This is a genomic window from Cupriavidus sp. CP313, assembly GCF_054072015.1.
On record NZ_JBSVZB010000007.1, the window covers coordinates 32,694 to 56,129 of the forward strand.

Annotated in this window: 22 protein-coding genes; 10 read left to right on the forward strand and 12 right to left on the reverse strand. The window is 67.2% G+C overall.

From position 1 onward, the window contains the following. Positions 1–554 precede the first annotated feature (554 nt). Positions 555–1,649 carry a YjgN family protein gene (locus tag ACW4E8_RS12290; protein WP_456804772.1) on the forward strand — a complete coding sequence of 365 codons (1,095 nt, stop codon included), beginning with the start codon at positions 555–557 and terminating at the stop codon, positions 1,647–1,649. Between the two features lie 29 nt (positions 1,650–1,678). Continuing rightward, entirely contained in the window at positions 1,679–2,698 is a 1,020-nt protein-coding gene (locus ACW4E8_RS12295; RefSeq protein ID WP_456804773.1) for a M48 family metallopeptidase, read from the forward strand. A 13-nt stretch (positions 2,699–2,711) separates the two neighbouring features. Here ACW4E8_RS12295 and lgt read toward each other — a convergent pair whose 3' ends face one another. Both lgt and ACW4E8_RS12305 read right to left on the reverse strand, forming a co-directional pair. Further along, entirely contained in the window at positions 2,712–3,530 is an 819-nt protein-coding gene (gene lgt, locus ACW4E8_RS12300; protein WP_013957819.1) for a prolipoprotein diacylglyceryl transferase, read from the reverse strand. Positions 3,531–3,573: 43 nt separating this feature from the next. After that, positions 3,574–4,509, reverse strand: coding sequence for a LysR family transcriptional regulator (locus ACW4E8_RS12305; RefSeq protein ID WP_456804774.1), 936 nt, complete (start codon positions 4,507–4,509; stop codon positions 3,574–3,576). A gap of 169 nt (positions 4,510–4,678) precedes the next feature. Between ACW4E8_RS12305 and ilvD the strand changes: the two genes are divergently transcribed. Beyond that, positions 4,679–6,352, forward strand: coding sequence for a dihydroxy-acid dehydratase (gene ilvD / locus ACW4E8_RS12310; RefSeq protein ID WP_456804775.1), 1,674 nt, complete (start codon positions 4,679–4,681; stop codon positions 6,350–6,352). Positions 6,353–6,435: 83 nt separating this feature from the next. Here the strand turns inward: ilvD and ACW4E8_RS12315 are convergent, their stop codons facing one another. Genes ACW4E8_RS12315 through ACW4E8_RS12325 form a run of 3 tightly spaced genes read right to left on the reverse strand, consistent with a single transcriptional unit; the run spans position 6,436 to position 8,928 of the window. Next, the gene (locus ACW4E8_RS12315; protein ID WP_316151256.1) at positions 6,436–6,921 is read right to left on the reverse strand and encodes a hypothetical protein; all 486 of its coding nucleotides are present in this window, start codon (positions 6,919–6,921) and stop codon (positions 6,436–6,438) included. Further along, entirely contained in the window at positions 6,918–7,352 is a 435-nt protein-coding gene (locus ACW4E8_RS12320; protein WP_010814936.1) for a DNA polymerase III subunit chi, read from the reverse strand. The genes ACW4E8_RS12315 and ACW4E8_RS12320 overlap by 4 nt, the downstream gene beginning before the upstream one ends. Positions 7,353–7,389: 37 nt before the next feature. Then, a complete protein-coding gene (locus ACW4E8_RS12325; protein WP_456804776.1) occupies positions 7,390–8,928 on the reverse strand; it encodes a leucyl aminopeptidase in 1,539 nt (512 codons plus the stop codon). Positions 8,929–9,115: 187 nt separating this feature from the next. Here ACW4E8_RS12325 and lptF point away from each other — a divergent pair, with 187 nt between their 5' ends. The 3 genes from lptF to ACW4E8_RS12340 are packed head-to-tail and all read left to right on the forward strand — an operon-like array spanning position 9,116 to position 11,812. Beyond that, positions 9,116–10,243, forward strand: coding sequence for an LPS export ABC transporter permease LptF (gene lptF, locus ACW4E8_RS12330; protein ID WP_456804777.1), 1,128 nt, complete (start codon positions 9,116–9,118; stop codon positions 10,241–10,243). After that, on the forward strand, positions 10,240–11,406 hold the full coding sequence (gene lptG, locus ACW4E8_RS12335; protein WP_456804778.1) for an LPS export ABC transporter permease LptG: 1,167 nt from the start codon (positions 10,240–10,242) through the stop codon (positions 11,404–11,406). The genes lptF and lptG overlap by 4 nt, the downstream gene beginning before the upstream one ends. A gap of 13 nt (positions 11,407–11,419) precedes the next feature. Then, on the forward strand, positions 11,420–11,812 hold the full coding sequence (locus ACW4E8_RS12340) for a sirohydrochlorin chelatase (protein ID WP_456804779.1): 393 nt from the start codon (positions 11,420–11,422) through the stop codon (positions 11,810–11,812). Positions 11,813–11,893: 81 nt separating this feature from the next. Here ACW4E8_RS12340 and cobA read toward each other — a convergent pair whose 3' ends face one another. From cobA to ACW4E8_RS12375, 7 genes are read right to left on the reverse strand one after another with little or no spacing between them, the layout of a single operon-like run. Then, a complete protein-coding gene (cobA, locus tag ACW4E8_RS12345) occupies positions 11,894–12,694 on the reverse strand; it encodes a uroporphyrinogen-III C-methyltransferase (RefSeq protein WP_456804780.1) in 801 nt (266 codons plus the stop codon). Between the two features lie 27 nt (positions 12,695–12,721). Beyond that, entirely contained in the window at positions 12,722–14,026 is a 1,305-nt protein-coding gene (locus ACW4E8_RS12350) for a sulfate adenylyltransferase subunit 1 (protein ID WP_456804781.1), read from the reverse strand. Between the two features lie 25 nt (positions 14,027–14,051). Then, positions 14,052–15,017 carry a sulfate adenylyltransferase subunit CysD gene (cysD, locus tag ACW4E8_RS12355; protein WP_456804782.1) on the reverse strand — a complete coding sequence of 322 codons (966 nt, stop codon included), beginning with the start codon at positions 15,015–15,017 and terminating at the stop codon, positions 14,052–14,054. A 13-nt stretch (positions 15,018–15,030) separates the two neighbouring features. Next, complete coding sequence (locus ACW4E8_RS12360; RefSeq protein ID WP_456804783.1) at positions 15,031–15,834, reverse strand: phosphoadenylyl-sulfate reductase; 804 nt, start codon at positions 15,832–15,834, stop codon at positions 15,031–15,033. Continuing rightward, complete coding sequence (locus ACW4E8_RS12365) at positions 15,831–16,415, reverse strand: DUF934 domain-containing protein (protein ID WP_456804784.1); 585 nt, start codon at positions 16,413–16,415, stop codon at positions 15,831–15,833. Before ACW4E8_RS12365 ends, ACW4E8_RS12360 begins: the two co-directional genes overlap by 4 nt. A gap of 16 nt (positions 16,416–16,431) precedes the next feature. Beyond that, positions 16,432–18,114 carry a nitrite/sulfite reductase gene (locus tag ACW4E8_RS12370; protein ID WP_456804785.1) on the reverse strand — a complete coding sequence of 561 codons (1,683 nt, stop codon included), beginning with the start codon at positions 18,112–18,114 and terminating at the stop codon, positions 16,432–16,434. 28 nt (positions 18,115–18,142) lie between these two features. Then, a complete protein-coding gene (locus ACW4E8_RS12375; RefSeq protein WP_456804786.1) occupies positions 18,143–18,916 on the reverse strand; it encodes a sulfite exporter TauE/SafE family protein in 774 nt (257 codons plus the stop codon). Positions 18,917–19,081: 165 nt separating this feature from the next. Between ACW4E8_RS12375 and ACW4E8_RS12380 the strand changes: the two genes are divergently transcribed. From ACW4E8_RS12380 to ACW4E8_RS12395, 4 genes are all read left to right on the forward strand, one after another. Then, positions 19,082–20,023, forward strand: a complete 942-nt coding sequence (locus ACW4E8_RS12380; protein WP_456804787.1) for a CysB family HTH-type transcriptional regulator — start codon at positions 19,082–19,084, stop codon at positions 20,021–20,023. A gap of 89 nt (positions 20,024–20,112) precedes the next feature. After that, positions 20,113–21,276: a methyltransferase gene (locus tag ACW4E8_RS12385; protein WP_456804788.1), complete on the forward strand. Its 1,164-nt coding sequence runs from the start codon at positions 20,113–20,115 to the stop codon at positions 21,274–21,276. Positions 21,277–21,361: 85 nt separating this feature from the next. Beyond that, positions 21,362–22,525 (forward strand): ABC transporter substrate-binding protein, encoded by a 1,164-nt coding sequence (locus tag ACW4E8_RS12390; protein ID WP_456804789.1) that lies wholly within the window; start codon positions 21,362–21,364, stop codon positions 22,523–22,525. 29 nt (positions 22,526–22,554) lie between these two features. Next, positions 22,555–23,436, forward strand: a complete 882-nt coding sequence (locus ACW4E8_RS12395) for an NAD(P)-dependent oxidoreductase (protein ID WP_340528281.1) — start codon at positions 22,555–22,557, stop codon at positions 23,434–23,436.

A 23,436-nucleotide genomic window follows, 5' to 3' on the forward strand; every position in this document is an offset into this window, starting at 1 on the left:
GCGCCTGAAAATACTGCAGTACTGCTTTTCATCGTCGGCGGGTACTTTCAAAAGTATCCGCCGCGTGGGTCCATGGATTGCCGGCGCTGGCCCTGCGCCCCCCTTTGAAACGCGCTTGACGCGCGGATTTTCCCGTCGCCCTGGCTGTACGTGAAGTGCCGGCAAGTGCGGCCTGTCAGCCGTCACTCCCTCCCTGGCACTTCCGTTGGCGGCTGTGGCTTGCCGCTCATCTTTGTAACAATCAAGATAGCGATTTACGTGCCAGCGGGACTAAGTCCCTGATTTCATTGGCAACACGCATTCGGAAGTTGTTACAGAATACGTCTAGTGTAACAGGATGTTTCTAGAGTGTTACGAGGGTTTTCCCACATTTTTTTGTGCACCCGCCCGCCTGGCGGCAATGGCATATGCAGATTGTGCCGTGACCGCTATTTATCAGTGCGAGAATGTGAGCGCATCGCCGCAAATGCCCTGACTAAAGTGGTTGCATTCCTGAAACTGCGGTCGAGGCCGCAATCCTGACTGTCGCTTTCCACACAAACTGGAGTTCCGCCATGCAAGCTGGCAGCGATTTCACCCTGGCCGGCACCCCGGCAAACGAGACGCCGGCGCCTGCCGAGCCGCGCTACGCCGTGCCGCGGCCGCTGGGCCTGTCCTTTACCGGATCGGGTTCGGAGTACTTCCGTATCTGGATCGTCAATGCACTGCTGACCATCGTCACCTTCGGCATTTATTCGGCCTGGGCCAAGGTGCGCACGCTGCAGTATTTCTATCGCAACACGCGGCTCGACGGCGCGAGTTTTGACTACCACGGCAAGCCGTCCGCCATCCTGAAGGGCCGCGCCATCGTGTTCGCGCTGGTGTTCGCCTTCCAGATCGCTTCCACGGTCTCGCCCTTCCTTGCGCTGGCGATGCTGGTGGCGCTGCTGGCGGTGTTCCCCCTGTTGCTGGTGCGCTCGTTGCGTTTCCGCATGGCCAACTCCAGCTACCGCGGCCTGCGCTTCGCATTCACCGGCGGCAATGCCGATGCCTACAAGGTGTTCGTGCTGTGGCCGCTGGCCGCAGTGGCCACGCTGGGCCTGCTGGGGCCGCTGGCGCACCAGCGCTTCAAGCGCTACCAGCACAACCACACCCGCTTCGGTACCGCACCGTTTGCCTTCCACGCCGGCGCGGGCAATTTCTACGGCGTCTACCTGCGCGCCTTCGGCATGATGGTCGCGCTGGTGGCGGCCGCGGCGCTGGCCGGCTTCGTGCTGGGCGCGACCGCGTCGGGCAAGGCGGGCATGATGCTGTCGTTCGGCATCGGCGTGGGCGGTTTCTACCTGGCGCTGCTGGCCGTCAGCCCTTACGTGATGGCGCGCTTGCAGAATGTCGTGTGGAGCCACACCACGCTGGCGCCGCATGCGTTCCGCAGCGAGGTGGGGGCCGGCCGCATGGTCTTTATCTTCGTCACCAACCTGATCGCCATCGCGCTGACGCTGGGCCTGTACCTGCCGTTCGCGCGGGTGCGTTCGGCGCGCTACCGGCTCGAATGCGTGACCATGCTGGCGGCGGGCCCGCTCGACACCTTCGTGGCCGGCGAGGCGCAGCAAGTGGGTGCGCTGGGCGATGCGGCAGTAGACTGGTACGACATCGACATCGCGCTCTGAGCGCGCCGTGCGCTGACCCGGCCCGCACCATGATCCCAGTCACCTTCTTCGATGGCCGCTCGTCGCGCGCGTATCCGGCCACGCTGGCCGTTGAGGCGCAGCAGGCCGTGCTGCGCGACGAATCCGGCGCCGAGCTGCGGCGCGCGCCGCTGTCGGACGTACGCGTGTCCGAGCGCGTGCGCCGCGCGCCGCGGCTGGTCACCTTTGCCGACGGCGCCTTCTGCGAGATCACCGACCACGCCGCCTTCGACCACATGCTGGCCGCCACCGGCCATCGCGACAGCCTGGTGGCGCGCGCGCAGAACAGCTGGCGCCTGGCCGGCCTTGCCGTGGCGGCGCTGGTGGCGGTGCTGGTGCTGGGCTATTACGTGCTGCTGCCGTGGGGCGCCGGCATGATGGCGCGCGCGGTGCCGCCCGAGGTAGAGGCCCATCTCGGCAAGCTGACGCTGGCGAGCCTGGACAACGGCATGGTCAAGCCGACGCAGCTGCCGCCCGCCGAGCAGCAACGCATCCGCTCGGCCTTCGCGGCGCTGAAGCGGCCGCGCGATGCCGGCCACGATTACCAGATCCTGTTCCGCCAGGGCGGCGAGATCGGCGCCAATGCGCTGGCGCTGCCGGGCGGCACCATCGTGGTTACCGACGAGCTGGTCAGCCTGGCCGGCACCGGTCCCGGCATGATGGGCGTGCTGGCCCATGAAGCCGGCCATGTCGCCAACCGGCACGGCTTGCAGCAGGTGATCCAGGGGTCGGCGCTGGCGGCGCTGTCGGCCTACCTGTTCGGGGATATCTCGACGGTGCTGGCCGGGGTGCCGGCCGCCATCCTGACGCTGCGCTATTCACGCGACCACGAGCGCGAGGCCGACGCCTTTGCGATCGAGGTCATGCAGCGCAACGGCCTGCCGCCCGCGGCGCTGGCCGATGTGCTGGTCAGGCTGGACCACCGGCGCGGTGCGGCGTCGGACGCCGAGCCGGAACGCGGCCAGGACTTCATGTCGACCCACCCGCAAACGCAGGCGCGCATCGACGCCTTGCGCCGCGCCGGCAAATAGCGCGGACGGGTTCTTAGGCCGCCGGCTGCGATGCGCCGGCGCCGGGCTGGCGCCGGTAGGCCCAGACCACCATGGCGATGCCGGCCAGGATCATCGGCAGGCTCAGCCACTGGCCCATCGACAGCTTCAGCGCCAGCAGGCCCAGGAAGTTGTCGGGCTCGCGCGCGAATTCCGCGGCAAAGCGGAAGGCACCATAGCCGATCAGGAATACCCCCGACACCGCGCCCATCGGCCGCGGCTTGCGCGCGAACAGCCACAGGATGATGAACAGCGCCACGCCCTCGCCGGCAAACTGGTACAGCTGCGACGGATGGCGCGGGATGTTGTCGCCCGCCTGCGGGAAGATCATGCCCCACGGCAGGTCGGTGGCGCGGCCCCACAGCTCGCCGTTGATGAAGTTGCCGATGCGCCCGGCGGCCAGCCCGCACGGGATCATCGGCGCGATGAAGTCGGTCACCTCCATCCAGTGGCGCCGGCGCAGTTTGCCGAACAGCCACATCGCCACGATCACGCCCAGGAAGCCGCCATGGAAGGCCATGCCGCCTTCCCACACCTTGAGGATCTCGAGCGGATGGGCCAGGTAGTACGACGGCTTGTAGAACAGCACATAGCCCAGCCGCCCGCCCAGGATCACGCCCAGCACGCCGAAGAACAGCATGTCGTCCAGGTCGCGCGTGGTCCAGCCCTTGGCCGCGATATGCGGCTGGCGGATGCGCAGGCGCCCGAAGCCCAGGAACATGATGAACCCGGCCAGGTACATCAGCCCGTACCAGCGGATGGCAAGTGGGCCAAGGTGGATGGCAACCGGGTCGAACTGGGGATGAATCAGCATGTTGGCGTGAATGGAGGTTGTAAAGGCCGCGGCCTGCGTATTGTCAGTGGCCGGCTGCACCGGCTTCTTGTGCAAGCGCGGTCGCAATATCGATGAATGAGCGCAGCACCGGCGCCACGCCGGCGGACGCGCCGTCGCGCCAGACCAGCCCGGTCTCGATCTGCGGGCCGGTCTCGCGCAGCGCCAGGTACGACACCCCGGTGCGGCGAAGGTTGCACAGCGACGCCGGCACCAGCGCCACGCCCATGCCCGCCGACACCAGGCTGACAATGGTCTGCATCTGGATGGCTTCCTGCGCAATCACGGGCACCAGGCCCTCGCGCGCATAGTAGCCCGTAATGATGTCATAAAACGCCGGCGCGCTTCGGCGCGGGAAGATGATCAGCGGTTCATGGGCCGCCTCGCGCAGCGAGACCGTGCCGTCGCCCGCCAGCACCCCGCCCGCCGGCCGCCAGCCGTCGGGCACGGCCAGCACCAGCGGCTCGCTCACCAGCGGCAGGTAGGCCAGCCCGTGCGGCATGGCCGGCAGCTGCGGCCGGATCACCAGGCCGGCGTCGATCGCCCCCTCCATCAACGCCTCGAGCTGCACGTCGCTGGTGGCCTCGCGCAACTGCAGCTGCACCTCCGGGTGACGGGCGCGAAAGCGCCGCAACAGGTCGGGCAGGATGCCGTAGTCGGCGGTGCTGACAAAGGCCAGCGACAGCGACCCCACCTCCCCCCGCGCCAGCCGCTGCGCCAGCCCGGGCAGCGCTGCGGCATCGGCCAGCACGCGCCGTACCTCGGGCAGCCACTGCTGGCCAGCCGGCGTCAGCGCCACCGAGCGCCGCGTGCGCACGAACAGCTGCACGCCGATTTCCTCTTCCAGCGCCTGGATTTGCTGCGACAAGGGCGGCTGCGTCATCGACAGGCGCCCTGCCGCGCGGCCGAAATGCAACTCTTCCGCCACTGTGACGAAGTAACGCAACTGACGCAGGTCCAAACGCCCTCCTGATATGTTTTTCGACTCAATAAAGGTCAAATAATATATTTGACACTCCAAAACGCAAGCGTCATTCTTTGGCCCACAACATCGCCGCCGTGTGTTCGTGCATCCAGGCCTTCGGGCGCGGCGCGGAGCGGCACTGAAGATCCCCCGGAGATTCCCCACCATGGCATTCAACAAACGCTCGCAGAACATCACGCAAGGCGTGGCGCGTTCGCCCAACCGTTCGATGTACTACGCACTCGGCTACCAGAAGGAAGACTTCGACAAGCCGATGGTGGGCATCGCCAACGGCCACTCGACCATCACCCCCTGCAACGCCGGCCTGCAGCGCCTGGCCGATGCCGCCATCGACGCCATCAAGGCGTCCGGCGCCAACCCGCAGGTGTTCGGCACCCCGACCATCTCGGACGGCATGTCGATGGGCACCGAGGGCATGAAGTACTCGCTGATCTCGCGTGAAGTCATCGCCGACTGCATCGAGACCGCCGCGCAGGGCCAGTGGATGGACGGCGTGGTCGTGATCGGCGGCTGCGACAAGAACATGCCGGGCGGCATGATCGCGCTGGCGCGCACCAACGTGCCGGGCATCTACGTCTACGGCGGCACCATCAAGCCGGGCAACTGGAAGGGCAAGGACCTGACCATCGTGTCGTCGTTCGAGGCCGTGGGCGAATTCACCGCCGGGCGCATGAGCGAGGAAGACTTCGAGGGCATAGAAAAGAACGCCTGCCCCTCCACCGGCTCGTGCGGCGGCATGTACACCGCCAACACCATGAGCTCGTCGTTCGAGGCGCTGGGCATGTCGCTGCTGTACTCGTCGACCATGGCCAACCCGGACCAGGAAAAGGTCGACAGCGCCGCCGAATCGGCCCGCGTGCTGGTGGAAGCCGTCAAGCAGGACATCAAGCCGCGCGACATCATCACGCGCAAGTCGATCGAGAACGCGGTGGCGCTGATCATGGCCACGGGCGGCTCGACCAACGCCGTGCTGCACTACCTGGCCATCGCCCACGCCGCCGAGGTGGAATGGACCATCGACGACTTCGAGCGCATCCGCCGCAAGGTGCCGGTGATCTGCAACCTGAAGCCGTCGGGCCAGTACGTGGCCACCGACCTGCACCGCGCCGGCGGCATCCCGCAGGTGATGAAGATCCTGCTCAAGGCGGGCCTCTTGCACGGCGACTGCCTGACCATCACCGGCCGCACGCTGGCTGAAGAGCTGGAAAACGTGCCCGACACCCCGCGCGCCGACCAGGACGTGATCCTGCCGATCGAGAAGGCGCTGTACAAGGAGGGCCACCTGGCCATCCTGAAGGGCAACCTGGCCGAAGAAGGCGCGGTCGCCAAGATCTCCGGCCTGAAGCACCCGGTCATCACCGGCCCGGCGCGCGTGTTCGAGGACGAGCAAAGCGCGATGGAAGCCATCCTGGCCGACAAGATCAACGCCGGCGACATCCTGGTGCTGCGCTACCTGGGCCCCAAGGGCGGCCCCGGCATGCCGGAAATGCTGGCCCCGACCTCGGCCATCATCGGCAAGGGCCTGGGCGAGTCGGTCGGCTTTATTACCGACGGGCGCTTCTCGGGTGGCACCTGGGGCATGGTGGTCGGCCACGTGGCGCCGGAAGCGTATGTGGGCGGCACTATTGCGCTGGTGCAGGAAGGGGATTCGATCACCATCGATGCGCACAAGCTGCTGCTGCAGCTGAACGTGGCGGATGAAGAGCTGGCCAAGCGCCGCGCCAACTGGAAACAGCCTGCGCCGCGTTATACCCGTGGGGTACTGGCGAAGTTCTCGAAGCTGGCGTCGACGGCGAGCAAGGGTGCGGTGACGGACTGATCCGGGTCCGGACCATGAAAAAACGAAAAAGCCTGCGAGAGATCGCAGGCTTTTTGCCGGTTACCGTCAGGACTCGCCCGGGCTCAATCCCCGCCCGGCGTCTTCTCGATCTCCTCCAGCGTCGCATCCAGCCATTCCACCAGCCGCGCCTCCAGCGACTGCGTCAGCTCGCTGGCCAGTTGCGCTGTCAGCGGCGCCAGCCGCGACTGCAGCGTGGCTTCGGTATGGGCCGCCACTACCTGCGGCCATTCGGTGCGGAAGCGCATCATCACGCGCGTCAGCAACTCGGTGCGCACGGCGCGCAGGTCGTCCTCGCCCGGGGCGCCGGTATCTGCCGGCATCGCCGATGCCGGCGCGGCGCCCTCATCCGCCACGGCGTCGCCGGTATCGCCGACATGCATGACCAGGCCCGAATCGGCCATGCCGAAGGTATCGATTACGCCCTCTTGCGAAGCGGCAGCCGGCGCTGCTGCCCCTGCATCCGGCAGTTCGAACACCTCGGTCAGCAGCGGGATGCTGTCGTTCGGATCGAGCCGCGGGATCACCCGCGAGGTGGTGCGTTCGCTCATGCGGCGTCTCCCTTGGGCTGGCCGATGTCGTGGTGCGTCAGCGGATAGCCGCGTTCGCGGTAGAAGCGGTAGCGCTGGCGGCCGGCCTCGCGCGCGGCATCGCCCGCGCCCACCACCTCGATCAGCCGTTCGAAGCTGGCAAACTGCGCCGGGGCCTGGTCTGCCAGGTTGATCAGCAGCTGGTGGTGCGGCACGCCTTCGGTGGTGGCGGCCAGCAGGATCGGCGTGACCGCCGCATTGGGGCTTTCCAGCCCGCAATGCGGCAGGAAGTCCAGCGCGGAGAACGTCCACAGGCGCGCATCCAGGTCCGCCAGCTGCGCCGGCGCCCCGTGGATCACCACCTTCTGCCCGGCGCCGTAGGCCTTGCGGACCAGCCGGCAGACATAGCCGAGCACGTCCGGCACGTTGCTGTGGAAATCGATGCGCGTCATGGACCCTTGCTGCCTCTGTTGCCTGCCGCCGCTGCCATCAGGCCGCGCGGTCCATCAGGAACTGCGTCAGCAGCGGCACCGGGCGGCCGGTGGCCCCCTTGGCCGCGCCGCTCTTCCAGGCGGTGCCGGCGATGTCCAGGTGGGCCCAGTCGTACTTCTCGGCAAAGCGCGACAGGAAACACGCCGCCGTCACGCTGCCGGCCGGGCGGCCGCCGATATTGCCCATGTCGGCAAAGTTGGACTTGAGCTGGTCCTGGTACTCGTCGTCCAGCGGCATGCGCCAGGCGGTGTCCATGGCGCGGCGGCCGGCCTGCAGCAGGGCATCGGCAAGCGCGTCGGAGCGCGCGTACAGGCCGCTGTTGACGTGGCCAAGCGCGATGATGCAGGCACCCGTCAGCGTGGCCACGTCGATCACCGCGGCCGGCTTGAAGCGCTCTACGTAGGTCAGCGCGTCGCACAGGATCAGGCGGCCTTCGGCGTCGGTGTTCAGGATCTCGATGGTCTGGCCGGACATGCTGGTGACCACGTCGCCCGGCTTGGTGGCGATGCCGCTGGGCATGTTCTCGCAGGTCGGCACCACGGCGATGAGGTTGAGCTTCAGGCCCATCTCGGCCACGGCCTGGATCGTGCCCAGCACCGAGGCGGCGCCGCACATGTCGTACTTCATCTCGTCCATGCCCTCGCCCGGCTTGAGCGAGATGCCGCCGGTGTCGAAGGTGATGCCCTTGCCCACCAGCACCACCGGGGCCTGCTTGGCGCCGGCGCCGTCGTAGCGCAGCACGATGAACTGCGGCGGCTCTTCGCTGCCCTTGGTCACGGCCAGGAAGGCCCCCATGTTCAGGGCCTCGATCTGCTTGCGGCCCAGCACCTCGGCCTTGAGCTTGTGGCGCTTGGCAATGCCGCGGGCGGTGTTGGCCAGGTAGGTCGGCGTGCAGATATTGGACGGCAGGTTGCCCAGGTCGCGCGTCAGCTCCATGCCGTTGGCGACGGCGGTGCCGCGCACCACGGCCTGGGTGGCGGTGCGGGCATCGCCGCTGTCGACCGCGATCACGACCTTGCGCAGCGAGGACTTGTCGTTGCCGTTGGGCCTGGGGTTGGCATTGGCGCGCTTCAGGCCCGGATGGCGCTCCAGCAGGCGATAGCCGGCTTCGCGCACCAGCGTGATGGTGGTGATCACGCCCCAGGTGACATCGCGCTGCTGCGGCGCCTGTTGCGCCAGGCACCACAGGGCCGAGGCCGCACGCGTGGCCGACAAGGCACGCACGGCGGTGCGGACCGCGTCGGCAAAGGCCTTGTCGCTGAAATCGGCTTCCTTGCCCAGGCCCACCAGCAGCACGCGCGCGGCGCCCACGCCGGCCACCTCATGCAGCATCAGCTGGGTGCCGCGCTTGCCCTCGAAGTCGCCCTGCTTGACCAGCCGCCCCACCAGGCCCTTGGTGGCCACATCCAGTGCCTTGGCCACGCCGGCCAGGTTCTGGCCTTCGAACAGGCCGACCACCAGGCAGTCGGTCTTGGTCGCCAGGAAACCATTTTGGCCGGCTTTGCTCCAATCCAAGGCTTTTGTGCTAAATTCCATCGCGCTTCCTTCCAGGGGCTCGTTAGACACGAAAGCCTCCATTATCCGCGATTTTTATCCCGCGACCTGCCGCCGCTGATGCGCCCCGGCCACGCTGACAGCATGCTGTGCTGCCAGCCAGCTGTTCTGCCAGGCACTTCGCACGGCACATCGCCCGCTCCGGCCGGCAGCCCGGAACCGAACCCGCATGATCCTTCAACAAGCCCTGCGACGCGAGCTTGCCTACACCGCCGGGGCGGTGTTCCTGGTGATGCTGACCTTCATGCTCACGTCGCTCGTGATCCGCATCCTGGGGCTGGCCGCCAACGGCAAGGCCAGCCCCAACGACGTGCTGATGCTGATCGGCCTGGCCACCATCGGCTACCTGTCGATCCTGCTGTCGGCCACGCTCTTCATTTCCACCCTGATCGTGCTGACGCGCTGGTACAAGGACTCGGAGATGGTGGTGTGGTTCTCGGCCGGCATCTCGCTGCGCGACCTGGTCAAGCCGGTGCTGCAGTTCGCGGCACCCTTCGTCGTGCTTGCGCTGCTGCTGGGCATGTTTGCCTGGCCCTGGGCCAACCAGCAGAGCGCGCTGTTCCGCGACCGCTTCGAGCAGCGCGGCGTGATGTCGATGATTGCCGCAGGGCGCTTTATCGAGCCGGCCAAGGCCAACTACGTGCTGTTCATCGAGGGCATGGATGCCGACATGAAGTATGCGCGCAATGTCTTCGTCGCCAACTCAGAGGCCGACAAGATCGGCGTGGCGCTGGCGCACCAGGGCAAGTTCGAGACCACGCCCAACGGCGACCGCCTGGTGGTGATGGAAAACGGCCGCCGCTACTCGGGCACGCCCGGCCAGATCGACTACCGCATCGTTGAATTTGAACGCTACGCGGTCAAGGTGGACAACAAGCCGCCTGAGTCCGAGGCCAGCCTGCCGCCCAAGAGCCGCGACACCATCGAGCTGATCCGCAACCCCACGCGTGAAAACCTGGGCGAGCTGGTGTGGCGCATCTCGCTGCCGATCCTGGCGTTCAACTTCGTGATGATCGCGATCCCGCTGGCCTATGTGAACCCGCGCCTGGGCCGCTACACGCCGCTGGTGTTCGCGGTGCTGATCTACCTGACCTACAGCAACCTGGTCAACCTGTCGCAGTCCTGGGTGCGCTCGGGCGCGATCCCGTTCTGGCTGGCGTGGTGGCCGATCCACCTGGCGGTCTTCCTGGGGGCGCTGGTGCTGTTCCGCTACCGCCAGAACCGCAGCCTGGGCGGCTGGCGCGCCGTGTTCGGCCTGCGCAAGCGCGATGCCGCGGCCACCGGAGGCCGGGCATGAGGATCCTGCGCGTCTATGAACGCTACTTCGGCCGGCTGGTCTATGGCGTGTTCGCCTTTATCCTGTTCGCGGTGCTGTCGCTGTTCGTGTTCTTCGACATGCTCAACGAGCTCGAGAACGTCAACAACCAGTACACCTCGCTGGTCGCGCTGTTCCACGTCCTGCTGCAGGCGCCCACGCGGGTGTATGAGGTGCTGCCGATCGCGGTGCTGATCAGCGCGATCTACGTCTTCTCACAACTGGCCAGCCAGTCCGAGTACACCATCTTCCGCGTGGCCGGCCTGAACACGCGCCAGGCGCTGTTCTCGCTGTTCAAGCTGGCGGTGCCGCTGGCCATCGTGACCTTTATCTTCGGCGAGTTCATCGGCCCCCGCGCCGAGCAGTACGCGCAGAAGATCAAGCTCGAGGCAATCGGCGCAACCGTGTCGTCGGGCTTCCGTTCGGGCGTCTGGGTCAAGGACCGCGACAAGGATGCCGCCACCGACGGCGGCGAGATCACCCGCTTCGTCAACGTGGCGGGGTTGCGGCCGGACCAGACCATCACCGGCATCACCATGTACGAGTTCGACCCGCAATACCGCCTGCGCGTGATCCGCGTGGCGCAGGAGGGGCGCTACCAGGGTGGCCAGTCCTGGGAGCTGCAGGGCGTCAACGAGACCCGCTTCATCGAGCTGGCGCCCCCGGCACAGGGGGCGAAGCCGGCACGCGATGCGCTGGCCCCGGACTTCCGCGCCGAGCAGGTCAAGTTCCCGCGCGTGACCATGCATTCCGAGCTGACGCCGCAGATCCTGTCGGTGCTGCTGGTGACGCCTGAGCGGATGTCGACGCTGGACCTGTTCCGCTATATCCGCCACCTGCGCGACAACAAGCAGGACACGCAGCGCTATGAGATCGCCTTCTGGAAGAAGGTGATCTACCCGCTGACGCTGTTCGTGATGGTGGCGCTGGCCCTGCCCTTCGCCTACCTGCACGCCCGTGCCGGCGCCGTCGGCGTGAAGGTGTTCGGGGGCATCATGCTGGGGCTGTCGTTCCACTTGGCGAACACGCTGTTCTCGCACGTCGGCCTGCTGCATACCTGGCCGCCGATCATCTCGGCACTGGTGCCAGGCACGCTCTACCTGATGGTGGCGCTGCTGGCGCTGCGCTGGGTGGACCGGCACTGAGGGGCGGGCTGCCATGACTGCACCCACCCGGGCCCTGGTCCTGTTCGCGCATGGCGCGCGCGATGCGCGCTGGCGCGAGCCGTTCGACCGCCTGCAGCAGAAGGTGGCCGCTGCCCTGCCCGGGTGCGAGGTGCGGCTGGCGTTCCTGGAACTGATGACGCCCGCGCTGCCCGACGCGCTCGCCGACCTGGCAGCGCGCGGCGTGTCCGACGCCACTGTGGTGCCGGTGTTCCTTGGCCAGGGCGGCCACCTGCGGCGCGACCTGCCGGCCTTGCTCGACCAATGCCGGCAAGCGCATCCCGGGCTGCGCATCCATTGCGCGACGGCAGCAGGCGAGGCCGATGCAGTGCTGGATGCGATGGCGGCGTACTGCGTTGCCTCATTGCCCGCGAGCGGCCAGCCCTGAGCAGAAACGTGGTCCTCCATGACAAAAGCCCTGTACCGGCATGCCGATACAGGGCTTTTTTTCTAGTGGTGCGCAGCGCGATCAGGCAGCGCGCGGCGTCTGCACGACGGTCTCGCCCACGCCTTCGCGCGGCGTTTCGGTAGCCCGCGCAGCCAGCGCCGCCCCGATCATCAGCAGGCTCGGCTGCACCGGATCGATCCAGGCCGCGGCCTCGCCCGCTGCCATCCGACCCAACGTGAATTCACGACTACGCTGCCGCGGCGTGCTGGCGGCTTCCACCACCCACGCCGGCGTGGACGCCGGCTTGCCATGCGCGATCAGCTGCGCGGCAATCGACGCCGCCTGGTCGCGGCCCATGTAGTAGACCAGCGTATCGGCCTTGACCGCGGCTTCGATATCAGCCGAGCCCTCACCATCCGCAGCCTTCGCCTGCGTGGCAAACGCCACGCTGCGCGACACACCCCGCTTGGTCAGCGGCTTGCCGATCGCCGAAGCGGCCGCCAGCGCCGCAGTGATGCCCGGCACCACTTCATACTCGATGCCAGCGGCTTCCAGCGCCTGCAGTTCCTCGTCGGCGCGGCCGAACAGCATCGGGTCGCCGCCCTTCAGGCGCACCACGCGTTCGTACTTGCTGGCCAGGTCGACGATCTGCCGGTTGATGAACAGCTGCGCGGTGGAGCGCTGCCCGCAGCGCTTGCCCACCTCGACCAACTCGGCCTGCGGACACCAGGCCAGCATCTCCGGCGCTACCAGTGCATCGTGCAGCACCACCTGGGCTTCGCCCAAAAGCCGTGCACCACGCACCGTAATGAGGTCTGCCGCACCGGGGCCTGCCCCGATGAGGAACACCTTGCCGTAAGTCTTCTGCGCCTGCTTGTTCATCTCCGGTCCCTTTCCTGTCGTTACCGATCAGGAGAACGCACGGATCATGCCCGCGGCCACCGTGTGGTTGGTCGCTTCGTCGATCAGCACGAAGGCGCCCGTTGCCGGGTTGTCGCCGTAGGCATCGCACACGATCGGCTTCTGCAGCGAGATCTGCACCGAACCGATGTCGTTCAGGCGGATATCGTGGCGGCCGGTCTCATGCGACAGCGTGTGCACGTCCAGCACGCGGTCCACCGCCGACACGCGCGCGAACACGCTGGCCGTGGTGTGCTTGAGCACGTACTTGCGCGCCGGGTTCAGCGACTCGTCGTCGAACCAGCACAGGTCGGCCTGCAGCTTCTTGGCGGGCGCGGTGGCGGCATCGGCGGCGACGAACATGTCACCGCGTGATACATCGACGTCCTCGGACAGTCGCACGGTGACCGTGTCGCCGACATTGGCGGACTGGGCGGCGCCGTTGGGCGTCAGCACTTCGGCCACCACGGCATCGCGGTTGGCGGGCAGCACGCGCAGCTTCTGGCCCACGCGCACGGTGCCGGCTTCGATGCGGCCGGCATAGCCGCGGAAGTCGTCCGACTGCGAACCGTCCTGGCGGATCACCAGCTGCACCGGGAAGCGCAGCGCGGCGTCGTCTTCCGGGGCGGCTTCTTCCACCGGCAACTCTTCCAGCAGCGGCAGCAGCGGCTCGCCCTGGTACCAGGCCATGGCATCGCTCTCATGCACGATGTTGTCGCCGCGCAGCGCCGACACCGGCACGTAGCGCACGTCCTTCAGGCCGAGCTGGGCGGCCAGTTCGGTGTAGGCGGTGCGGATCTCGTTGAAGCGCTGTTCGCTGTAGTCGACCAGGTCCATCTTGTTGATGGCGACGATGACGTGCCGGATCTCCAGCAGCTTCAGGATCGCCGAGTGGCGCTTGGTCTGCGCCAGCAGCTCGGCACGGCCGTTGGTGACGGTGACGCGGGTGGCATCGACCAGCACGATGGCCGCGTCCGCGGTCGAAGCGCCGGTGACCATGTTGCGGGTGTACTGCTCGTGCCCCGGCGTATCCGCGATGATGAACTTGCGGCGCGCGGTCGAGAAGTAGCGGTAGGCCACGTCGATGGTGATGCCCTGCTCGCGCTCGGCCTCCAGGCCGTCGGTCAGCAGCGAGAAGTCGATCTGCTCGCCGGCGGTGCGCTTGTTCTTGGCGTTGGCCAGCGCGGTCAGCTGGTCGGACAGCACGGCCTTGCTGTCATACAGCAGGCGGCCGATCAGCGTGCTCTTGCCGTCGTCGACGGAGCCGGCGGTGATGAAGCGCAGCAGGCCTTGGTGGGATGCTTGGTGAGTCATGTCTGGATCCTTTGCTGCGTGCGGCTTAGAAGTAGCCTTCCTTCTTGCGGCGTTCCATCGAGGCTTCGCTCGTCTGGTCGTCCATGCGGGTGGCGCCGCGCTCGGTGATCTCGGTCACCGCGGTCTCGGCGATGATCGCTTCCGGCGAATCGGCAACGCTGGCTACCGGGCAGGTGCAGCTGATGTCGCCCACGGTGCGGAAGCGCACCGACAGCACTTCGCTGACATCGCCGTCCTGCTTGGGCGTGATCGGCGTGACCGGCACCAGCAGGCCGCTCTTGCGCACCACTTCGCGCTGGTGCGCGTAGTAGATCGGCGGCAGCACCAGCTTTTCGCGGGCGATGTACTGCCACACGTCCAGCTCGGTCCAGTTCGAGATCGGGAACACGCGCATCTGCTCGCCTTGCGCCATGCGGGCGTTGTACAGGCTCCACAGTTCGGGGCGCTGGGCCTTGGGGTCCCACTGGCCGAACTCGTCGCGGAACGAGAAGATACGCTCCTTGGCGCGGGACTTCTCTTCGTCGCGGCGGGCGCCGCCCATCAGCGCGTCGAACTGGTGCTCGCCGATGGTTTCCAGCAGCGTCACGGCCTGGGCCGCGTTGCGCGAATCGGTTTCCTTGCGCAGGCGCACGGTGCCGCGCTTGATCGAGTCTTCCACATGGCCCACCACCAGGCGCGCGCCCAGCTCAGCCACGCGCTGGTCGCGGAAGGCGATCACTTCCGGATAGTTGTGGCCGGTGTCGATATGCACCAGCGGGAACGGCAGCTCGATCTTGCGGTCGCCCAGGCGGAAGGCCTTCAGCGCCAGGTGCAGCATCACGATCGAGTCCTTGCCGCCCGAGAACAGCAGCGCCGGGTTGCGGCACTCGGCCACCACCTCGCGGATGATGTAGATCGACTCGGCTTCGAGGCGGTCGAGATGGTCGTTCTGTACCTGCAACAGGTGCGCCACGCTGCTGGTGGCTTCTGCGATGTCGTTCATGATGCCCATTTTTGTACCGGCCTCAATGCTTGATGTTCTGTTCGTGGAGCCCGCACTCTTTCGAGTCCTTGCTCTCCCACCACCAACGTCCCGCGCGCACATCCTCGCCCGCGCGCACCGCACGCGTACACGGCTCGCAGCCGATGCTGGGATAGCCCTTGGCGTGCAGGTCGTTGATCGGCACGTTGTGGCGCTTCAGGTAAGCCCACACCTCAGGCTCGCTCCAGTCCGCCAGCGGGTTGAACTTGGGGATGCCGCGGGCTTCGTCCAGTTCCTCGAACGGCAGCTCGGCGCGCGTCACGGCCTGCTCGCGGCGCTGGCCGGTCATCCAGGCGTCGGCGTGCGAGAGCGCGCGGTTGAGCGGCTCGACCTTGCGGATGCCGCAGCATTCCTTGCGCAGGTCGATGCTGTCGTAGAAGCCGTTCAGCCCGTGCTTCTTCAGGTAGTTCTCGACGGCCTCGGCGTCCGGCGTGAACTGCTCGATGCTGTAGCCGTAGTGCGCCTGCACCTTGTCCAGCACTCCCAGCGTCTCGGCGTGCAGGCGCCCGGTCTGCAGCGTGAACACGCGGATGCCGGCGCGCACGGCTTCGGTGCCGCGCAGGATCGCGTCGGTCAGCACCATGTCCTCGGCCGCCAGGCTCGAGGCAAAGCGCGCGCGGAAGAAGCGCGAGGCGATGCCGGCCAGACGCTCGCCCAGCTCGCGTTCCTTCTGCTCCAGCGCTTCGATGCTGCCGGTGTACTCCGGCGCTACCCAAAGCGCGGGCGGCCGCAGTCCCGACACCGCACCGGCATCGACCACCGCGATTTCGCTCAGTACCGTGCTCATGCCGTTTCCTTCGACTGCACGGCACCACCTTCGGTGCGCGCGCGGCGGAACAGCGGCAGCGGCTCATCCACCGAAGCCTGGTAGGTCACGGTGAACTCGGTGAAGCCCTTGATGGCGTCGTCGATGCTCTTGTCGGCGCGCACCGCGAAGGCGTCGAAGCCGCAGCGCTTCATGAAGTTGAGCTGGTCGCGCAGCACGTCGCCGATGGCGCGCAGCTGGCCCTTCCAGTGGTAGCGGGTGCGCAGCAGGTAGGCCGTGGAAAAGCCGCGGCCGTCGCGGAACACCGGGAAGTCCACCGCCACCAGCGCCACGCGCGCGAAGTACGCCTCGGCATCGCCCGGCTCGTCTTCCGGGGCCAGCCACACGCCGGTGCGGGCCGCGTCGCGGCCGGCCAGCAGCGCTTCGTTGGCCTTGAACACCGACAGCGGGAACAGCACCGCGTCCTGGCTTTGCACGGCCGCGGCGATCTGCTCGTCGGTCAGCGGCTGCTCGGCGGTGCCGCGCAGCACGGTCCAGGCGTCATCGACGATGACGGGGGCGACGGTAGCGCCGTCCTGTTGCAGTTGAATGATCTTTGCCATGTTCAGTCTCCGGTCCTCAGGCTTCAGCGCGCTCGCGCGGCTGCTTGTCGGCATAAACGCGCTCCTTGAACGGGGCGATGCCGATGCGGGACAGGGTTTCGATAAAGCGTTCGTCTTCGATGCGGTTGGCCACGAAGGTGTCGATGATGCGGGTCACCACCTCAGGCATTTCCTCGGCGCTGAACGACGGGCCGATCACCTTGCCCAGCGCGGTCTGGTTGCCCTGGGCGCCGCCCAGAGTGACCTGGTACCACTCCGAACCATCCTTGTCGACGCCCAGCACGCCGATATTGCCGACGTGATGGTGGCCGCAGGCGTTGATGCAACCCGAGATATTCAGCGAGATCTCGCCCAGGTCATAGACATAGTCGAGGTCGTCGAAGCGCTCCTGGATCGCCTGCGCGATGGGGATCGACTTGGCATTGGCCAGCGAGCAGAAGTCGCCGCCCGGGCAGGCGATGATGTCGGTCAGCAGGCCGATGTTCGGGGTCGCCAGGCCGGCCTTCTTGGCCAGTTGCCACAGCGCGTACAGGTCCTGCTTCTTCACGTCCGGCAGGATCAGATTCTGCTCGTGCGCGACGCGCAGCTCGCCGAAGCCGAACTGGTCGGCCAGGTCGGCCACGGCTTCGATCTGCGCGTCGGTGGCGTCCCCCGGGGGCGAGGCCACGCCCGGCTTGGTCGACAGCGTCACCGCGGCGTAGCCCGGCACCTTGTGACCGTGCACGTTGCGGCTCACCCAGCGGGCAAAGGCCTTGTCTTCCAGCAGGTGGTTCTCGTACGAAGCGTCGGTGTCGGCCAGCTTTTCATAGGCGGGCGGCGTGAAGTACTGCGCCACGCGGTCGAACTCGGCCTGCGTCAGCGTGGCCGGGCCGTCCTTGCTGTGCTGCCACTCTTCCTCGACTTCCTGCGCGAACTTCTCCGCGCCGATGGCCTTCACCAGGATCTTGATGCGCGCCTTGTACTTGTTGTCGCGGCGGCCATAGCGGTTGTACACGCGGATGGCCGACTCGACGTAGGACAGCATGTGCTGCCACGGCAGGTCGTCCTTGATGATCGTGCCCAGGATCGGCGTGCGGCCCAGGCCGCCGCCGGCCAGGATGCGCAGGCGCGTTTCGCCTTCGGCGTTCTTGTAGGCGTAGATGCCGATATCGTGCATCTGCACCACGGCGCGGTCGTCGGCCGAGGCCGAGATGGCGATCTTGAACTTGCGCGGCAGGAAGGCGAATTCCGGCTGGAACGTGCTCCACTGGCGCAGCAGCTCGGCCAGCACGCGCGGGTCCACCGACTCGTCCGGCGCGATGCCGGCGAAGTGGTCGGTGGTGATGTTGCGCACGCAGTTGCCCGAGGTCTGGATGGCGTGCATCTCGACGCTGGCCAGCTCGGCCAGCACGTCGGGCACGCGCTCCAGTTCCATCCAGTTGTACTGGATGTTCTGGCGCGTGGAGAAGTGGCCATAGCCGCGGTCGTACTCGCGCGCGATATGGCCCAGCTTGCGCATCTGCTTCGACGACAGCAGGCCGTACGGGATCGCCACGCGCAGCATGTAGGCGTGGCGCTGCATGTACAGGCCGTTCTGCAGCCGCAGCGGCAGGAATTCTTCCTCGGTCAGCTCGTCGGACAGGCGGCGGCGCACCTGGTCACGAAACTGGGCGACGCGCTCGGCGACGATGCGCTGGTCATATTGGTCGTACTGATACATGGCGGGGTCCGTTCAGTATTCGTTGAATTCAGGAAACGAGCTTGATGGCGACCAGCGTCAGCGTGGTCGCCAGTGCGGCACGCACCAGCCGTTCGGGCAGCGCCCGCGACAGTTGCGCGCCCAGCCAGATGCCGGGGATCGAACCCACCAGCAGCGCCAGCAGCAAATTCCAGTCGACCGTGCCAAGCCACACATGGCCCAGCCCGGCAATCGCCGTCAGCGGGACGGCGTAGGCAATGTCGGTGCCGGCCACTTCGGCCGGCTTCATATGGGGGTACAGCAGCAGGATCAGCGTGGCGCCAACCGCGCCGGCGCCGATCGACGATACGGTCACCAGCACGCCGATCACGACGCCGACCGCGACGGTGGCAATGACCTGGGCGCGGCCGTGCAGCTGGAAGCGCGGATTGCGTTCGAGCCAGACCAGCATCTGCTTGCGGAACAGCAGCGACAATACGGTCAGCAGCACAGACACGCCGATGGTCAGGCGGATCGCGTGCAGCCACTGCGCGTTGAGCTCGCCGGCGCTCTTCAGCACCAGGATCGCGGCCACTGCCGCCGGCAGGCTGCCGATGCACAGGCGCCGCACCACCTGCCACTGCACATGGCCGTGGGCGCGGTGCGCGATGGTGCCGAAGCCCTTGGTGATGGCGGCGAAGGCCAGGTCGGTGCCGACCGCGGTGGCCGGCGAAAAGCCGAACAGCAACGTCAGCAGCGGCGTCATCAACGAGCCCCCTCCCACCCCGGTCAGACCGACGAGGACGCCTACAAACAGACCGGAAACGGTATAGGCAACAGACATAGGGGACTCGGTGGGGCCTGGCCCGTGGGTCTCGCATCACAAAGTGGCTGCTGCGAGTGGACGCACGGAGGGCGGGCCATTAATTAACAAAGTTCGAGAATCGTAATAAACTGGCCTCATACCTCAAACTAATAAGAAGTTGTTTGTTTATACGAACCCAGATATATGAACCTGCACCAGTTTCGCTTCGTGCGTGAGGCCGTCCGGCAGAACTACAACCTGACCGAGGCCGCAAAAGCGCTCTACACGTCACAGCCAGGCGTGTCCAAGGCCATCATCGAGCTGGAAGAAGAGCTGGGCGTGGATATCTTTACCCGCCACGGCAAGCGCATCCGCAGCCTGACCGAGCCGGGCCGCCGCATCCTGAGCTCGGTCGAGAAGATCCTGCAGGAGGTGGAAAGCCTGAAGCGCGTCGGCATGGACTATGCGGCACAGGATCAGGGCAACTTCACCATCGCCACCACCCACACCCAGGCGCGCTACGCCCTGCCACGGGTGATCAGCGAGTTCACCAAGCGCTACCCCAAGGTGCGGCTGTCGATCCAGCAGGGCAACCCGGCGCAGATCGCCGACATGCTGCTGCATGACAAGGCCGACATCGGCATCGCCACGGAGGGCATCTCCAGCGACAAGAACCTGGTGTCGCTGCCGGGCTACCAGTGGACCCATATGGTGATTACGCCACCCGAGCATCCGCTGCTGGACAAGAAGCACCTGGCGCTGGAAGACCTGATGGGCTACCCGCTGATCACCTACGATGCCAACTTTGCCGGCCGGACCAAGATCGACAAGGCCTTCGGGCTGCGCCACCTGGAGCCGGACATCGTGCTGGAGGCCATCGACGCGGACGTGATCAAGACGTATGTGGAGATCGGGCTGGGCGTGGGCATCGTCGCCGGCGTCGCCTATGATGCCGAGCGCGACCGCAACCTGCGCGGCATCCCGGCCGGCCACCTGTTCGGCAGCAACGTGACGCACCTGGCCGTCAAGCAGGGTGCCTACCTGCGCAGCTTTGTCTACACCTTCATCGAGCTGTTCTCGCCGACGCTCAACCGCAAGCTGGTTGAGCAGGCCATGTCCGGCGAACACGAAGCCTACGAACTGTGAGGACGGCCCAGCGCCGCCTCTCTCTCTATATAAGAAGCAAACCCAACCATGCATCTGCTGCCCATCACGCCCTGCCGGCCGGAGGCCCTGTGAGCGACCTGCCCCGCATTCACTGGACTGAGGACGGCGTCGAGCGCAGCGCCGCCTGGCGCTCTGAAGCCGGCCTGCCGCCGCCGCGCCGCGTGGTCATCGCCGACGACACCACCAGCGCCGACACTGCCTACCGCCTGGCCTGCGAAGGCACCGCGCTGCTGTGGCGCGGCGACTTCCAGAACGCGCGCCAGCTGCTGCACGCGCTGGCCCGCCGCACCGAGCGCAAGCCCAAGAAGGCCAGCCGCCCCGGCCAGAAAGCCAAGGACAAGGCCAAGGGCGGGGCCGCGTCACCAACCGAGGCCTTCAACCTGCACCGGCTGGCCCAATCGCAGCGCGCCCGCACGCTGGGCATGCTGCTGCTGCCATTCGAGGCCAGCCACGAGGTGCCGCTGCGCCGCGCGCCGGATGTGCGCGACGCCTGCGAACAGGTCTACGGCCCGGCCAGCGAGCCCTACGTGGCGTCGATGCGCGAGCTGCTGGGCATGATCGGCGCCTATGAATGGCGCAAGAAGGGCGTGGAGATCCCCGCGCTGGAAGACCGCATCCACCCCTGGTACGGCGTGTTCTCGCCGGTGCGCGGCGAGTATGTCGACCTGGTCGCGGCCGAGCCGCTGCCGGCCAAGACCCTCGCCTTCGATATTGGCACCGGCACCGGCGTGCTGGCCGCGGTGCTGGCCCGCCGCGGCGTGCAGCGCGTGGTCGCCACCGACCAGGACCCGCGCGCGCTGGCCTGCGCGCGCGAGAACATCGCGCAGCTTGGCTACACCGCGCAGGTCGAGATCGTGCAGGCCGACCTGTTCCCCGAAGGCCGGGCACCACTGGTGGTGTGCAACCCGCCCTGGGTGCCGGCCCGGCCCAGCTCGCCGGTCGAGCGCGCGGTCTACGACCCTGACAGCGCCATGCTGCGTGGCTTCCTGCAAGGTCTGGCCGACCACCTGGCGCCGGGCGGCGAAGGCTGGCTGTTGCTGTCGGACCTGGCCGAGCATCTCGGCCTGCGCCCGCGCGAGGAACTGATGGGCTGGATCGACGCCGCCGGGCTGAAAGTGCTGGGCCGCTCCGATATCCGTCCTCGCCACCCGCGCGCAACAGATGCCGCTGACCCGCTGCATGCGGCGCGTTCCGCCGAGATGACCACGCTCTGGCGCCTGAGCGTGCGCTGACCAGCACGGCCGCGGCGGGGCGCAGGCGTGCCCCGCCGGCCGAGTTCGGCTATCCTTCCCGTCACATATAAGAACGGAGGAGACGATGCTGAAACTGCCCCTGCGCCCCCTGCTGCTGGCCGGCGCCCTGCTCTTCACCAGCGCCGCGCATGCCGACATCCGCGTCGGCATCGATGTGTCCACCACCGGGCCGGCGGCCTCGATCGGCATCCCCTCGAAGAACACCGTGCTGATGTGGCCGCAGACGCTGGGCGGCCAGAAGGCGCACTACGTGATCCTGGACGACGGCACCGACCCGGCCGCGGCGGTGCGCAACGTGCGCAAGCTGATCTCCGAGGAAAAGGTCGACGTGATCGTCGGCCCCAACATCACCCCCACCGCCATCGCCGCGCTCGACGCCGTGGCCGAGGGCGAGACCCCGATGGTGGCACTGGCCGCCTCGGCCTCCATTGTCGAGCCGCAGACCGACGCCAAGCGCCGCTGGGCCTTCAAGATGCCGCAGAACGACTCGCACATGGCGACCGTGCTGACCGAGTACATGAGCAACCATGGCGTGAAGACGGTCGGCTTTATCGGCTTTGCCGACGCCTACGGCGAGAGCTGGTGGCGCGAGTTCTCGAAGCTGGCCGAGGTGCGCAAGATCAAGGTGGTCGCCAACGAGCGCTTCTCGCGCAACGACACCTCGGTGACCGGGCAGGTGCTCAAGCTGATGGCGGCCAACCCGGACGCGATCCTGATTGCCGGCGCCGGCACGCCGTCCGTACTGCCGCAGAAAACGCTGAGCGAGCGCGGCTACAAGGGCAAGGTCTACCAGACCCACGGCATCGCCACCTGGGACTTCCTGCGCATGGGCGGCAAGGATGTCGAAGGCACGCTGTTCCCGACCGGGCCGGTGGTGGTCGCGCGCCAGCTGCCCGAGAGCCACCCGGTGCGCAAGGTGGCGCTGGACTTCGTCAACCGCTACGAGAGCAAGTACGGCGCCGACAGCGTCACGCAGTTTGCCGGCGACGCCTGGGGCGCGTGGATGCTGCTGGACGACGCCGCCCGCCGCGCGCTGAAGACCGGCGCCCAGCCTGGCACGCGCGAATTCCGCGCCGCCATGCGCGACGCACTGGAAGCCACCACCAATCTCACCATCCCCAACGGCGTGATGAACCTGAACCCGAAGGACCACCAGGGCTTCGACCAGCGTTCGCGCGTGATGGGGGTGATCCGCAACGGCAAGTTCGCCTATGCGGGCGAAAAGTAGTCCACTGCAATACGAAAGGAAGCATCGACATGAGCATCAGCCACACCCCCACCACCGTCGCTTTCATCGGCCTGGGCGCCATGGGCTCGCACATGGTCCGCCACCTGCTGGCCGCCGGCCACACCGTGCGCGCCTTCGTGCGCCGCCCGGAAGCGGCCGAGGCCGCGCGCGCGCTGGGGGCTGAGCCCTTCTTCACCCCGGCTGAAGCGGCGCGCGGCGCCAGCGTCGTCTTCACCAACGTGACCTCGTCCGAAGACGTGCGCGAAGTGCTGCTGGGCGAGCAGGGCGTGGTCCACGGCGCGGCGCCGGGCACCATCTGCGTGGACCACAGCACCATCTCGCCGATCGTCACGCGCGAGATCGCCGCGGCGCTGGCCGCGCGCGGCATCGAAGCACTGGACTGCCCGGTCTCGGGCGGCACCATGGGCGCCGAGGCGGGCACGCTGACCATCATGGTCGGCGGCAAGCCCGAGATGCTCGAGCGCGTGCGCCCGCTGCTGCAGCGGCTGGGCAAGACCATCACCCATATCGGCGACCACGGCGCGGGCCAGGTTGCCAAGCTGTGCAACCAGATCGCGCAGGTGGTCAATATCGAAGGCATTGCCGAGGCCATGCGTTTTGCCGCCGCGCAGAACGTCGACACCGGCCGCGTGTTCGAAGCCATGGCGACCGGCATGGCCGGCAGCCGCATGCTCGACCTGATGGGCCCCAAGATGGTGGCGCGCAACTTCGCCGCCGGCATCGAGGCGCGGCTGCACGACAAGGACTTCGGGCTGGCGCGCGATATCGCCGAAGAAATCGGCCTGGACCTGCCCGCGATGCAGGCCACCTCGGCGCAACTGCGCACGCTGATGGCCAACGGCTGGGGCAAGGACGATACCTCGTCGCTGCTGCGCGTACTGGAGGGCTGA